Source organism: Paenibacillus sabinae T27, from assembly GCF_000612505.1.
Lineage (GTDB): Bacteria > Bacillota > Bacilli > Paenibacillales > Paenibacillaceae > Paenibacillus_AQ > Paenibacillus_AQ sabinae.
This window is the reverse complement of the sequence record NZ_CP004078.1, coordinates 3,774,465-3,788,237: the sequence shown is the minus strand read 5'-3', so window position 1 is coordinate 3,788,237 and position 13,773 is coordinate 3,774,465. Positions and strand designations below refer to the sequence as shown.

Here is a 13,773-nt window from a genome sequence, read left to right as displayed (position 1 = left end):
ATAAGTTCACTGGGCTTTTTTTGGCCTTGTCATCATTCAATTTGCGGATGAAACTGTCGATATTAAGGTTAATGCTGGCCTCGTGGCGTCGTGTCTTCAGGCAGCTGAGGAATAATCCGCCCGATAATGTCGGCCATTTCGGCGGCGAACCCGGAGACCGGGCGGCCCTGGCGGAAGTGGCGGCTAAGCTCGGCGAGACGGGCCGACACGTCGGCGTCCGCGGTTACGAGCGTATTAACGCCGGCAGGGTCCTTGCGCAAAGCCTCGGCCACCGAGTATTTGACCGTACCCACTCTGGAGCGGCTGAGCGATCCGTCCACGTCGATGCCGACAACGGCGGTTCTGCCCATTACGACGCAGTGCGCTCCTTTTACGCCGGGAACTCTTTCGGCCAGCCGTTCCAGATGATCTTTCAGCTCGGCATCGCTTAGCGTGACAACGGCTGTTCCGTCCGCTGCCGTACCATCGCCAGCCAGCGGCCTTACCCCGCGTTCCCTGTTATTTACGCCATTCATTGCCGAATGTTTATCCTGAGGAGAGGGTGATGACTGTTTTTTGACCATACCGCAGCTTGTCAGCAGCAGCGTAAGGACCAGCAACAGACACATTGATTTTCTCATGGATGCATGCTCCTTTCGTCCAATATACGTTCTGGTTTTATCTTTGCCAGAGGCGAAAAGAGTTATGTATCTTTAAGACAAACCAGGCGCTGTGGAGGGGATAACATGAAAAAGATCTTTGTACTGGATACCAATGTACTGCTTCACGACCCCAATTCGATTTTTTCGTTTAAGGAGAATGAAGTGATCATTCCCGCCGTGGTACTGGAAGAAATCGATAACAAGAAGCGGAATGCCGACGAAATCGGACGCAATGCCCGGACGGTGTCCCGCCTGCTTGACGGACTTCGCGAGCGGGGGCATCTGCACAGCGGCGTGGAGCTTGAGCATGGGGGCAAATTGAAGGTCGAACTGAATCACCGCAGCTTTATTAAGGTGCAGGAAATGTTCGGCGAGGTATCCACTGACAATCGGATTTTGGCTGTGGCGCTAAATTATTTGCAAGAAGAGAATGAAAAGGCCGATCCCCGGCCTGTCGTACTCGTAAGCAAGGATGTTCTGGTCCGCATCAAAGCTGATGTGCTTGGGATTACACCGGAGGACTATTTGTCCGACCGAACAGGCGATTTGGATGAACTGTATGCCGGTTACCAGACGCTGCCCGTCCACCCGGCGCTGATTGACGAATATTACAGTAACCGCAGCCTTTCGGTGAAGCAGCTGCAGCTGTCCTATCCGCTGTATCCACACGAATTCGTCATTCTGAAGGATGAGATTGGAAGCGGCAAATCCGCACTGCTTAAGGCGAATGGCGACGCGAGCCGCTTGGAGCCGCTGTATCTCGGGAACGATCCCGTATGGGGGATCAGCGCCCGCAATGCACAGCAGCGGATGGCTCTGGAGCTGCTCCTTAACGAAGACATTCCGCTCGTCACCATCACCGGCAAGGCAGGCACAGGCAAGACGCTCCTTGCGCTGGCCGCCGGACTGTTCAAGGTGGAGGATGAGCATAAATACAAGAAGCTGCTGATTGCCCGGCCCGTCGTTCCGATGGGCAAGGACATCGGCTACCTGCCCGGAGAAAAAGACGAGAAGCTCCGGCCGTGGATGCAGCCGATCTACGATAATCTGGAATTTCTGTTTGACACGAAGAAAGCCGGCGACATCGACAAAATATTGATGGGGCTCGGAAGCATTCAGGTCGAAGCGCTGACCTATATCCGCGGCCGTTCCATCCCGGGTCAGTTCATCATCATTGATGAAGCGCAGAACCTCTCGCGCCACGAAGTGAAGACGATCGTCTCCAGAGCGGGAGAGGGAAGCAAGGTCATCCTGATGGGGGACCCCGAGCAGATCGACCATCCTTATCTCGATGCCGCCAGCAACGGACTAAGCTACATCGTGGAAAAGTTCAAGCAGCAAGGTATCAGCGGCCACATCACGCTGGAAAAAGGCGAACGTTCCCGTCTGGCGCAATTGGCTGCGGATTTACTGTAAGGCCGTTTATATCTAAGGGCAACAGGCAAGGGCCGGGAGACCAACTCCCGGCCTTTTTTACTGCGCAGAAGGCTCCCTTTTCAATAGAAAGAAAGCGTTAACATTAACGGGCAGACAAATGTTCCGCAAAGCTGGTACAATGGGGAGGACGGGCTTGAACGGACAAGGAGGAGAACATGCTGAGACGTAAAAATTATTGGCTGCTGTTTGCTATTTTGCTGCTGTCGCTGACGAGCTTATCTCCAAGCATGGATCTGAGCGGACTGGACGGACCGCCTCCCCTGAACGGATATCAGATGCAGGCCCAAGACACAGCTTTCCGGCAAAAAGGCGAGCCTGCCCATCTGCGAATATCGGTGTCGCTCAGCGATGATGAACTTGGCGAGCTGCAAAAAATTAGCGATCAATACACACGGCTTAGCGGTGTAACCACCCAGCTGAAGAATCTCGGCGAGGCGGCCGGTGAGGCCGCATTGATGAAGGAGCTGACGATCGGGGACAGCCCCGACATCGTTATGACGGACATCCATCAGATCGGGGAGTTGGCCCGTCAGGGGTATTTGCTTCCCGCGGACGTTTATGAAAGCTCGCCCGGGGGGACGCCGCTGGCTTCCCTGCTTCCGCTTCTACAGTGGAACGGATACGTCTGGGGCGTGCCGCTCGATATCGATCCATATGTCTTCGTATTTTCGCAAGAGCGGCTGAAGGAGCTGGAAGCAGAAGGGCTTCCAAGTTCGCTGGACGAATGGAACCGGCTGCTGGAGCAGACCCGCCAAAAGTCCGGCAAGTATGTGCTTGCCATGGAGGCGGGGAGCGCCTACGGCTTGTCCGCTTTTATGGAAAGCGTCGGAAGCGGGCTGTTTCCGGTGAGCCGAAAGGCGCTGGATTGGGTCGTGCAGAACCACGGTTCCATCTATCTGACGGATGGCGGGGAAGGAGATCTCTGGAACTGGCTTCGGGAGGGAAAAGTCGCAGCAGCCGTTGTTCGGCTGTCCGAGTGGAAGAAGAACGAAGGCGCAGCCCTTACGGCGGAACTGCCACGAACGGATGATCAAACGGGTGAGCGGCTGCTGTACAGCCGCGGCTTCGCGCTCTCCGCGCAGTCCCGAAGTCCGGAGGCGGCCGCCGGCTGGCTGTCCTATGTAACCTCGGAGAAGGCGCAGCGGGATTGGCTGGAGAATACCGGACGGCTGCCGGGGGTGGCGGAGCCGTACCGCTCGGGGCTGACCGGCGGCGTTCTTCCGTTTGACGCCGGCGGTCTGGTGATGGACGGGGGCGGCCTGGGCGGGACGGCGAAGGCCGGTTGGAGCGAAATTACTTCGGCGGCAGGCTTGCTGCTGGCCGGCAAGGTGAACGCCGAGGGCTACGTCGCAGAGATCCTGTCATCCTCCGGGGCGGTAGGATGACAAGCCGTGACCGCGGTGTTGGCCTTTTTTTAGAATGACAGATCTAGCCTTACATGAAGAACGCCGTCCTTGCTGTCCACTTCGGTGGCGCGAAGAAACGAGACAATCTTGGACGGATAGAATCCGAGATCGAATTCCTCCTCCAGCGAGGCTCGCGTCGTATCCGGCAGCTCAAAGCCGTTGAAGACGATGCTGTCCACATGAAACATCAGTGCGTTGACCGGCTCTTCCTGAACTGTATAATGCCCCTGCAGGCGAAGCGATAAATCCCCGTCCTGGCCGGAGGCGATCACCGAACCGTTCTTGAACGTAAAGGCGAAGTTATCGAACAGCTTGTTCTGTGAATGCAGGAATTCGTTTAGATCCTCTTCTTTCAAATTCAAATCGTAAGTCACCCCCCGGCGCTTGAGAACACCATCACGGCTCTCCACGAACTGCGGCAGATGATTCATCGCCGAAGACAGCGCTTTGAAGTAAGTTTTAACTTCGTGCATCCCGATATTTTGCCAATAGGCCGTAAACTCCTCAAGCAGCGCCGTCATGCTCTGCGGATCTCCGCTATTCTGAATGCCGCCTTCAATTTCTTTGTGCAAAGCCTCGACCCGCAGCTTCTGCTCCTCCAGAGCGCTTTTTAGCTCCGCCAGTTCCTTCGACGAATGCTCAGCTGCAGCCAGTGTCGACTGCAGGTCATGGTATTGCTGCTCATACTCCGCCAGAATTTCCTTGTCGCGCCCCATAATCATCTCGTAGTAATCAAGCAGAATGAACCATTTGCTTATCGTTTTTGTGGACAGGAAAGCCATAAATAGAGGGTCCCTGTCTCCCGTATAGTAAGCGCGGATAACGGCGCCTGCCCGCTTTTCTTTTTCCGCGATCTCCGTCTGTTTCTCGTCGGCCTGACGGCTTAGTTCCACCGTTTTTTGCTCAAGCAGGCTTTGCTCGGCCCCGATGCGTTCGATTTCCTTTTGGATTTCGGCGGCTGACAGTGTTTGCTGCATGAGCCTGCGGGTTTCGGCGTTGTCTGGAAAGGACGACATGGAAGCAGGGGAGGTTGCGGAAGGCGCCGCGGGCCCGCCCGGGTCCGGATCGGCGGATGATAACGGTGCCGGGGGGGTTAGCAGCAGCGAACAAAAGAGCGGGATAGCCAGAGCGGCCGCGGCCAGTCGTTTAGGGGAGAGCACCGTCTCACCTCCTTGCAAGATTTGAACCGTTATGTAGGTATGATATGTTTGACCCTGTAAAAATATCATACCGCATTTCCGTGCGGCGGCCTATTGCCTTGGAACACAAAATAACCCCACATCGCGTGGGGCTTGGATTTCTGCGCTGTTGTAAATGTGCCGCTGGATGCACCGAGGCTTACAAGGGGAGGCCCATCCGGAAGACTGTCCAATAGCTGAAGCCGGTAAAAGTGACAATCATATACCCCCAAAACAGAAGGATATAGGTTCTTTCGGTGAATTTCATATAGCCCAGGATTACGAAAAATGCGGTCTGTAAAAAGAACAGCAGCGCCATCTCGACCATTTTCCCCGCAAATGCCATCAGGCCGATTACCAGCGTAAAGAATCCCAGAACCCGAAACATCCGAGCCACGTTACCATCCCCTCCTTAAGTTAGAACGAACGGAATACCTCTAATCCATTATACCCGGCCCATAAAATAGTTGTAAACGAATTCAATAAAAAATGAGACCGTTTTCTGTGAAAATGTGATTTGTGTTATTGACGGACAAAACGGGCGGTGTGAAGCGATTATTTCCCGGTTTGCGTATGAGCGGAAGACAAATTGGAAATACAAATGAGTATCAAATAGATTCTATGAACTCTATGAGAGGCATAGGAATGGAGTAAGCAGCTTTTATCCCCATTCACTGGCCGGCGGCACCGTCGGTTACTAAGATGGTTATTTCAAGATGTTACTAGGAGGTTTGGCTCTATGACAGCCATTAGACAAGACGCCTGGAGCGAGGAAGACGATCTCATTTTGGCGGAGGTCACCCTTCGTCATATCCGGGAAGGGAGCACGCAATTGGCCGCTTTTGAGGAAGTGGGCGAGAAAATCGGCAGGACATCGGCAGCCTGCGGATTTCGCTGGAACAGCTGTGTGCGCAAAAGCTACGAGGAAGCGATTGCCATTGCGAAAGGACAGCGTCAGAAAAGGAGCTATCTGAAAAAACAAAACTCGTCCAGAGGCGCCCAGGTTGCCGGTTTCATCATGAGTGACGGCGAGGACGACTACGGAACGGAAGATACCCCGAATTCCCTGTCCATCGACGCTGTTATAAGGTTCTTGAGACAGTGGAAGGGGACTTATCAGGAAGCCGGCCGTCAGCTGAAAATGCTGGAGCGTGACCTTCGCGACAAGGAAGAGGAACTGGCGGAGCTGAGAGCGGAAAATGAGAGATTGTCCAAAGAAGTGAATACGGCCCAAAGCGATTACCGTGTAGTCAACGACGACTACAAGGCGCTGATCCAGATCATGGACCGTGCCCGCAGGCTGGCCTTTTTAAGCGAGGAAGAAGAGGAGATCAAGAACCGGTTCAAGATGGATGCCAACGGCAATCTGGAACGGATCGAATGAAGTCATGCAAGCCTGAACACAAAATCCCGCCAGCGGTGTGAAAGAAAGCCGCGATGGCGGGATTTTCCTTTTGCCTCCGGCGCGGTATACTAGATCAGTAAACCCCGTACAGCGGGCTGACGGCATTGAAGCTTTCCGCTTGTCTCCTGGCTTGTGCGGGATCTCGGATGCTTTTTTCATTTAATATTTGCAGGCGGTGACTGGAGGATTGAAAATCGAGATCATCGGAGCGGGCTCGCTAGGGCTTTTGCTGGCAGGAAAGCTGATCCGTTCCGGAACAGGCGTCCGGCTGTGGTGCAGAAGCGGGGAACAGTGCGCGGCGCTGGCGGCAGCTGGCTTGACGATAAGCCATATTGACGGAAGGGAGCCGGTCTTCATTCCGGGAAGCGAGATCGAAGCGGTCCCTATAAGCGAATTTCCGCGTCTTTATCCGGAATCGCCCGGAGACTGGCTGGTGCTCACCGTGAAACAGGGAGTGCTGCACGGCACGCTGCCGGAGCTTCTTGGACCTCTTCGGGAGAGTGAGGTCAATGTCCTGTGCCTGCAGAACGGCTGGGGGCATATGGAGCTGCTGCAGAAGCTGCTGCCGGCAGCCACTTTGTATACGGCCGTCACGACGGAAGGGGCTAGACGGGAGTCTCCGGTGCGGGTCGTTCATGCCGGGGCCGGGCAGACGTCCATCGGAATATGGGGCGGAGGTGAGACCGTCCGGAATCAAGCGGCTATCCGTATGGCGGATACGCTTCGTTCAGCAGGATTTTCCGTTCTACTGTCGAATGAAGTGAAAGCCATGATTTTCCGGAAGCTTGCAATCAATGCGGTCATCAATCCCCTGACCGCGATTTGGCGCATCCCGAACGGCGAACTGCTAAGTACGGAGCTGCGCGTGCGAATGATGAAAGAGCTGTACGAAGAAACGGCCGCCGTCTACGAGGCCTGCGGAATAGCCTATGAAGACAGCCTGTGGAACGACATCCTGGAGGTCTGCCGGGCGACGTCGGGCAATCATTCGTCCATGCTGGCGGACGTGCTGTCTTCAAGAGAGACGGAAATCCGCTGGATTAACGGCAGTTTGGTGGCGCTGGCAGATCAGGCAGGCGTCGATGTCACCGCGCACCAATGGGTCATCCGGATGGTTGAGGGCATGTTTGTAAAGGAGAGGTGAAGCCGCTTGGAATGGCTCCGCAGTTCGCTGATTGTATTAAGCATTTTGCCTGTGCTGCCTTTTTTGCTTGTCTATTTTATCTCCATTCGCCTGGGAAGGGGCAGGAAGCCGTCTCTTCAGCTGGCGATGGACGTGACGACCGCCTTTCTTCTTTTTTCCGTTTCGGCGCTGTTTAACAACCTGTTTCAATCGGGCTTCGGGTTCTATCTGATTCTTCTGCTGGTGCTGATTGCGGCCGGACTGATTGGAGGCGCACAGAACCGCCTGAAGGGAAGAGTGGATGGCAAAAGACTGCTGCGCGCCGTCTGGAGACTTGGCTTTTTGGTTATGGGGACAGGCTATGTGCTCTTCATGGTTTTTGGAATGATCAAGTATATACTACGAGCGATGTGATATAATATGACGCGGTTTAAGGGTCTTTTGTCACATAACGTTAAAATTTTGAAAAAAAATGATAATCCTAGAACAATCCTCTGGATTTTTTTGACCACTGGTTGTATAATCAGAAACCATATAACACATTCTATTTAGGGGGAACTGCTAGATGAAGAAGAGTAAAAGTCTTTTGCTTCTGTTCGCACTCGTTTTAGTCATCGGAACCGTGCTTGCAGGATGCGGCGGTGGCAATAATGCTACCACGAACACTGGAAACACAGCAGGCAACACGCCAGCCGCTACTGATGGAAGCGCATCGGGAGAGAAGCTTGCTGCTGATCAAACGCTTAAAATCAATTTGATGTCCGAGCCTCCGACATTCGATCCGGCTCTTGCCAACGACAGCCAAGCCAACACGGTACTGAAGACCATGTACGAAGGCTTGACCCGCATGAACGATGAAACCGGACAAGCCGAGCCGGGCATCGCTGCGACATGGGATCTTTCCGCTGACGGATTAGTATATACGTTCCACCTGCGCGACGCCAAGTGGAGCAATGGAGACGCTGTTGTAGCCGGCGATTTCGTTCGCGCCTGGAAACGAGTCCTTGATCCTGCTGCTGCAGAACCGGCACCTTATTCTTACCAATTGTACTATCTGAAGAACGCACAAGAATACAATGAAAAGAAAGTTACCGACTTCAACCAAGTAGGGGTTAAAGCGGTTGACGACAAAACGCTCGAAGTGACGCTGAAAGCGCCAACTCCTTACTTCCTGGGCCTGCTGTCCTTCTATACTTACTACCCGGTTCACAAATCGGTTGAAGGCAACGCAAAATGGGCAGCAAGCAAAGACACTATGATTGTAGACGGTCCTTTCACTCTGACAGAGTGGACGACCGGACAATCGATTCAAGTATCCAAGAATGAAAACTACTGGGATAAAGATTCCATTAAATTGAGCAAAATCGACTTCTCGCTCGTGAACAGCAGCGCTACCGAACTTTCCGCCTACGAGAGCGGCCAATTGGACTATTCAGGTCTCCCTACCGGCGAAATTCCGACGGAGCAGCTCCCGATCGTACAGCAAAAGTACCCGGATGAGTTCCAAAGAAAAGGCATTGCAAGTGTATACTACTATGAGTTCAACGTAACCGAGAAGCCTTTTGATAACGTCAAGATCCGTAAGGCTCTTGCGATGACAATCGACCGTCAAACACTGATCGATAAGGTAACATTGGGTGGACAACTTCCGGCATTTGGCTTTGTTCCTCCAGGTATTGCCGGCGCTAACGGCGAATACCGTACGGCTATCAAAGACAGCTACTTCACTGAAGATGACGCACAAGCCAAGACCTTGCTTGAAGAAGGTCTGAAAGAAGAAGGTCTGACCAAACTGCCGACTTTCACTTTGTCTTACAACACGAGTGAAGGCCATAAGAAGATTGCTCTGGCAATCGCTGACATGTGGAAGAAAGCTCTGGGCGTTGACGTGAAGTTGGAAAACCAGGAATGGGCAGTATTTATTGAAAACCGTCAACATCAGAACTTCCAAGTTGCCCGTGCAGGCTGGACAGCGGACTACAACGATCCGATGACCTTCCTCGATATGTGGGTAACAAAAGGCGGCAACAACGATACCGGCTATGCGAACCCTGCATACGACAAGCTGATTGCCGATGTAAAAGCAACGGATGATGCTGCGGTTCGTCAAGAGAAATTTGCCGCAGCTGAGAAAATGATCATTCAAGACGACATGATCCTGATTCCGCTTTACTACTATAGCAACAACTCGCTGACCAAGCCTTACCTGAAAGGTGTAACGCTTGATTTCAGCGGCGGAATCGACCTGACTCGCGCTTACCTTCTTGAGCACTAAGATTCGCTTTAAACTACAGCAACCCTATTTAATTGAATAATTAAATAATCTGAAGTAGTTCAAGCACTTCGGGATATATATGTGGAATTCCATATATATCCCTTTTTTTTTGAATTATTATTCATGAATTTTTTTAAAAGAAACGGATGCCGTTCCTGAAAGAAGGCGCAGCCGTTTTTCCATGTGTCAGTTGACGTTTGAATATTATGGGTATTTACAGATATAGAAAATGGACAAGTGGTTAATTATTTCATAAAATCATTATTAGATGTGAAAAATTTGTCGAAGGAGGTGTTGACGGGCATGATACGCTATGTTGCAAATAAGTTTTTCTATATGCTGGTTTCGCTGTTTGTGCTGATCTCGGCCACGTTTTTCCTGATGAAAGCCATACCGGGCGATCCGTTTACATCCGAGAAGAAAATTCCGGACGAAATTCGCCAGCGGCTGTATGTACAGTACGGATTGGACAAGCCCGTCTTCCAGCAGTATATCAAATACTTAAGTAACATCATTCAAGGTGATTTTGGGGTTTCAATGAAACGCTTGAATCAGGACGTATCGCATATTATAAGCCAGACTTTCTCCGCTTCTCTGAAGTTGGGGCTTGTAGCAATTATTGTGTCGATTATTGTCGGCGTTCTGCTCGGCATGCTTGCTGCGCTGTACCACCGGAAATTTATCGACACCGCAGCGATGGTGCTGGCGGTGCTCGGAATAGCGGTACCAAGCTTTGTGCTGGCTACGGTGCTGCAATATATCTTTGCTTCAAAGCTGGGTTGGGTTGATGTTATGGGCTTCAATGATCCATTGGACTATGTGCTTCCAGTTGCCGCATTGTCGGCTCAGCCGATCGCATTCATTGCTAGGCTAACCCGATCCAGTATGCTTGAAGTGCTGCATGCGGATTATATCAAAACGGCGAAGGCCAAGGGTCTTAGCTGGGTCGTTATCCTTTTCCGCCATGTGCTGCGAAACGGCATTATGCCGGTCGTGACTTATGTGGGGCCGATGACGGCAAACATCGTTACCGGTTCCGTTGTAATCGAACAGATTTTCGGGATCGGTGGTATCGGCAAGCAGTTCGTCGAAGCGATTAGCGTTCGCGACTATCCGATCATTATGGGAATTACAATTTTCTACGGTATTCTGCTCATGGCTACGCGCTTCATTACGGACGTTGCTTATGTCTTTATAGATCCGCGCATTAAACTGAGTGGAGGAAAGGAGGGCTAAGGAGTGGCAGTAGAACAACATATGGTTCCGCCGGGCGTTAATCTGCAGCCCGAAGATTTCCGTAAGATTGGCGTGGATGAGAAGCAGGCGGAAGTTATTGAACGGGAAAGTCTGTCGGCTTGGCAGGATGCTTGGTACCGTCTGCGCCAGAACAAGGCGGCTATGGTATCGTTGGGCCTGCTTGTATTAATTATTATAGGTGCCATTATCGGCCCGCATTTAACACCTTATACGTATGATTCGAATGATTTGCTGAATACCAACCAGCCGCCGTCTGGAGCACATTGGTTCGGAACCGATGACCTGGGCCGCGACATGTTCGTCCGCACCTGGTACGGCGCGCGTATTTCCTTGATTGTAGGTCTGGCCGCAGCCCTAATTGACCTTCTGATCGGTGTCATTTACGGTGGAATCATGGGATTCTTTGGCGGACGTACGGACAGCATTATGAACAAAATTTCTGAAGTTCTGTATTCCATTCCATACCTGCTCGTTGTTATTTTGCTTCTGGTTGTACTGGAGCCAAGCTTGTGGACGATTATTCTGGCGCTCACGATTACAGGCTGGATCAACATGTCCTGGATTGTGCGCGGGGAAATTATGCAGCTTAAGAACCGCGAGTTCGTTCTGGCCTCCCGCTCAATGGGGGCAGGTAGCGGCCGCCTTTTGTTCAAGCATCTTCTTCCTAATGCGGTTGGACCCATTATTGTAACCATTACGCTGTCCGTTCCGAATGCGATCTTCGCGGAAGCATTCCTGAGCTTCCTTGGACTTGGTGTACAAGCACCGAGAGCTTCGCTCGGTTCGATGATCAGTGATGCGTTGACCGGCTGGCTCGCATTCCCATGGCGCATGCTGTTCCCGGCTATTCTCATCAGTATTACAATGCTGGCCTTTAACATTTTCGGCGACGGCCTTCGCGACGCGCTTGATCCTAAATTGAAGAAATAGGAGGTGAACGATAATGGACCCCATTTTACAGGTAAAAGATTTGCATGTTTCGTTTTTTGTAAGTGGCGGTGAAGTACAGGCCGTCCGCGGTATGAATTTCGAGATCGGCAAAGGGGAGACGGTAGCGATCGTCGGCGAGTCCGGCAGCGGAAAGAGCGTTACCGCCCAATCGATTATGCGGTTGATTCCTTCTCCACCGTCCAAAGTGAAGCAGGGCGAAATTATTTTCCAGGGACAGGATCTTCTCAAGAAAAGCATTAAAGAAATGGAAGCTATTCGCGGCAAAGACATTGGCATGATATTTCAAGACCCGATGACCTCTCTTAACCCTACGATTAAAGTGGGCAAGCAAATCACGGAAGTATTGATCAAACATCAGAAAATGTCAGCGGCCGAAGCGACCAAGCAAGGCATTGAAATGTTGAAGCTTGTCGGTATCAAGAATGCCGAGGCCCGCTTTTATCAATATCCCCATGAATTTTCCGGCGGTATGCGGCAGCGGGTCATGATCGCAATCGCGCTTGCCTGCCGTCCGGCGCTGCTTATTGCGGACGAGCCGACCACGGCTCTGGACGTGACGATCCAGGCTCAAATCATGGACGTTATGAAAGATATGCAGCAAAAGCTCGGCACCTCCATTATTCTCATCACGCATGACCTTGGCGTTGTTGCCGGAATGTGCGACCGGGTTATCGTTATGTACGCGGGTGAAGTGGTTGAAACGGGAACAAGATGGGAAATTTTCAAAAACCCGCAGCACCCGTACACGAAGGGACTGCTTCGTTCGATGCCGCGTCTGGACCAGAAGAAAGGCGAGCCGCTGATTCCGATCGTCGGCACGCCGCCCGATCTGATCAAACCGCCGATCGGCTGCCCATTCACCGCGCGCTGCAGTGAAGCGATGGCGATCTGTGAAAGAATCGATCCGGGTACTACGGAATTCAGCGATACGCACACTGCACGATGCTGGAATCTTCATCCGATGGCCAAGGAGGTGCAACGCTCTTGAGCAAGCAATTGATTGAGGTCGAAGGCCTGAAGAAGTATTTTAATGTAGGAAAAGGCAAGGTGCTCAAAGCGGTAGACAACATCAACTTCTCGATTCGGGAAGGTGAAACGCTCGGCATGGTGGGCGAGTCCGGCTGCGGCAAGACGACAGCTGGCCGCACGGTCCTTCGTTTGTACGAACCAACCGCAGGCAGCGTCAAGTTTAACGGAACGGATATTTACAAGCTGTCTCCGGGTAAGATGAAGGCGATGCGCCGTGACATGCAGATGATATTCCAGGACCCGTATGCTTCGCTTAACCCGCGCTTTACGGTGTCGGACATCATCGGCGAAGCGCTGGATATTCACAACATGGCCGGAAGCCGCGCCCAGCGGAAGAAGCGGATCGAAGAGCTGCTCGATATGGTTGGCCTTAACCATGACCATGCTTCGCGGTACCCGCATGAATTCTCCGGCGGCCAGCGCCAGCGGATCGGGATTGCCCGCGCCCTTGCGGTCAATCCGAAGTTCATTGTCTGCGACGAACCGATTTCGGCGCTTGACGTGTCCATCCAAGCGCAGGTCGTCAACCTGCTTAAAGAGCTTCAGAACCGTTTGGGTCTGACCTATTTGTTCATTGCGCATGATTTGTCCATGGTTAAGCATATCAGCGACCGTGTGGCGGTAATGTATCTTGGCAAAATGGTTGAGCTGGCCGAAAGTGAAGAGCTGTACGCCAACCCGCTTCATCCGTATACAAAATCGCTGTTGTCGGCTATTCCGATTCCCGATCCGGAAATTGAGGTTAACAAGAAACGGTTGATATTGCATGACGAGCTTGGAAGCCCGATTTATTCGGCTGGCGAGAAGACGAACGAAGAAGAAACACAGCTGGTTGAAGTTTCGAAAGGCCACTGGGTAGCCAAGGCGTTTGCCTGATTCTGACGTTCGGATATAGTCATTTATTCATAAAGTTCAATGCATCAAAGTACAAGGTTTCCGGCCGCTTCTTTAGAACGGCCGGAAACCTTGTTTTGTAACGGGAGCCGTTTTCACTAAATGAAGGATTCGTTTCTTCTTGAAAATCGAAAGGCATGCTTTGACGCGGCGTGCTCGTTTGGATACAATCATTTA

General features: G+C 52.1%; 13 protein-coding genes. 10 read left to right on the top strand and 3 right to left on the bottom strand.

All coding sequences use genetic code 11. The features are described from left to right. Window positions 1–68: 68 nt before the first annotated feature. Window positions 69–620, bottom strand: a complete 552-nt coding sequence (locus tag PSAB_RS17510; protein WP_025335888.1) for a YhcN/YlaJ family sporulation lipoprotein — start codon at window positions 618–620, stop codon at window positions 69–71. Between the two features lie 105 nt (window positions 621–725). Here PSAB_RS17510 and PSAB_RS17505 point away from each other — a divergent pair, with 105 nt between their 5' ends. Both PSAB_RS17505 and PSAB_RS17500 read left to right on the top strand, forming a co-directional pair. Continuing rightward, entirely contained in the window at window positions 726–2,057 is a 1,332-nt protein-coding gene (locus PSAB_RS17505) for a PhoH family protein (protein WP_025335887.1), read from the top strand. A gap of 176 nt (window positions 2,058–2,233) precedes the next feature. Next, complete coding sequence (locus tag PSAB_RS17500; protein WP_025335886.1) at window positions 2,234–3,463, top strand: extracellular solute-binding protein; 1,230 nt, start codon at window positions 2,234–2,236, stop codon at window positions 3,461–3,463. A 29-nt stretch (window positions 3,464–3,492) separates the two neighbouring features. On the opposite strand, the gene PSAB_RS17495 is transcribed toward PSAB_RS17500, so the two are convergent. Both PSAB_RS17495 and PSAB_RS17490 read right to left on the bottom strand, forming a co-directional pair. Next, window positions 3,493–4,644 (bottom strand): coiled-coil domain-containing protein, encoded by a 1,152-nt coding sequence (locus tag PSAB_RS17495; protein ID WP_025335885.1) that lies wholly within the window; start codon window positions 4,642–4,644, stop codon window positions 3,493–3,495. Window positions 4,645–4,822: 178 nt separating this feature from the next. Next, window positions 4,823–5,059 carry a DUF2626 domain-containing protein gene (locus tag PSAB_RS17490; RefSeq protein WP_025335884.1) on the bottom strand — a complete coding sequence of 79 codons (237 nt, stop codon included), beginning with the start codon at window positions 5,057–5,059 and terminating at the stop codon, window positions 4,823–4,825. 342 nt (window positions 5,060–5,401) lie between these two features. Between PSAB_RS17490 and PSAB_RS17485 the strand changes: the two genes are divergently transcribed. The 8 genes from PSAB_RS17485 (at window position 5,402) to PSAB_RS17450 (ending at window position 13,578) form a co-directional block, all read left to right on the top strand. Continuing rightward, complete coding sequence (locus tag PSAB_RS17485) at window positions 5,402–6,046, top strand: RsfA family transcriptional regulator (RefSeq protein WP_025335883.1); 645 nt, start codon at window positions 5,402–5,404, stop codon at window positions 6,044–6,046. Between the two features lie 208 nt (window positions 6,047–6,254). Further along, entirely contained in the window at window positions 6,255–7,211 is a 957-nt protein-coding gene (locus PSAB_RS17480; protein ID WP_025335882.1) for a ketopantoate reductase family protein, read from the top strand. Between the two features lie 6 nt (window positions 7,212–7,217). Then, window positions 7,218–7,604: a DUF3397 domain-containing protein gene (locus tag PSAB_RS17475; protein WP_025335881.1), complete on the top strand. Its 387-nt coding sequence runs from the start codon at window positions 7,218–7,220 to the stop codon at window positions 7,602–7,604. A gap of 151 nt (window positions 7,605–7,755) precedes the next feature. After that, a complete protein-coding gene (locus PSAB_RS17470; protein ID WP_025335880.1) occupies window positions 7,756–9,465 on the top strand; it encodes a peptide ABC transporter substrate-binding protein in 1,710 nt (569 codons plus the stop codon). Between the two features lie 303 nt (window positions 9,466–9,768). Continuing rightward, window positions 9,769–10,701, top strand: coding sequence for an ABC transporter permease (locus PSAB_RS17465; protein WP_025335879.1), 933 nt, complete (start codon window positions 9,769–9,771; stop codon window positions 10,699–10,701). 21 nt (window positions 10,702–10,722) lie between these two features. Then, a complete protein-coding gene (locus PSAB_RS17460) occupies window positions 10,723–11,652 on the top strand; it encodes an ABC transporter permease (protein WP_038596021.1) in 930 nt (309 codons plus the stop codon). Window positions 11,653–11,665: 13 nt separating this feature from the next. After that, window positions 11,666–12,661: an ABC transporter ATP-binding protein gene (locus PSAB_RS17455; protein WP_025335877.1), complete on the top strand. Its 996-nt coding sequence runs from the start codon at window positions 11,666–11,668 to the stop codon at window positions 12,659–12,661. Further along, a complete protein-coding gene (locus PSAB_RS17450; protein ID WP_051529788.1) occupies window positions 12,616–13,578 on the top strand; it encodes an ABC transporter ATP-binding protein in 963 nt (320 codons plus the stop codon). The genes PSAB_RS17455 and PSAB_RS17450 overlap by 46 nt, the downstream gene beginning before the upstream one ends. The last annotated feature ends 195 nt before the right edge of the window (window positions 13,579–13,773 follow it).

What these genes read in the sequence shown, in the direction of transcription:
- PSAB_RS17510 (WP_025335888.1), bottom strand. Translation starts at nt 620, where the DNA reads ATGAGAAAATCAATGTGTCTGTTGCTGGTCCTTACGCTGCTGCTGACA.
- PSAB_RS17505 (WP_025335887.1), top strand. Translation starts at nt 726, where the DNA reads ATGAAAAAGATCTTTGTACTGGATACCAATGTACTGCTTCACGACCCC.
- PSAB_RS17500 (WP_025335886.1), top strand. Translation starts at nt 2,234, where the DNA reads ATGCTGAGACGTAAAAATTATTGGCTGCTGTTTGCTATTTTGCTGCTG.
- PSAB_RS17485 (WP_025335883.1), top strand. Translation starts at nt 5,402, where the DNA reads ATGACAGCCATTAGACAAGACGCCTGGAGCGAGGAAGACGATCTCATT.
- PSAB_RS17470 (WP_025335880.1), top strand. Translation starts at nt 7,756, where the DNA reads ATGAAGAAGAGTAAAAGTCTTTTGCTTCTGTTCGCACTCGTTTTAGTC.
- PSAB_RS17465 (WP_025335879.1), top strand. Translation starts at nt 9,769, where the DNA reads ATGATACGCTATGTTGCAAATAAGTTTTTCTATATGCTGGTTTCGCTG.
- PSAB_RS17460 (WP_038596021.1), top strand. Translation starts at nt 10,723, where the DNA reads ATGGTTCCGCCGGGCGTTAATCTGCAGCCCGAAGATTTCCGTAAGATT.
- PSAB_RS17455 (WP_025335877.1), top strand. Translation starts at nt 11,666, where the DNA reads ATGGACCCCATTTTACAGGTAAAAGATTTGCATGTTTCGTTTTTTGTA.
- PSAB_RS17450 (WP_051529788.1), top strand. Translation starts at nt 12,616, where the DNA reads ATGCTGGAATCTTCATCCGATGGCCAAGGAGGTGCAACGCTCTTGAGC.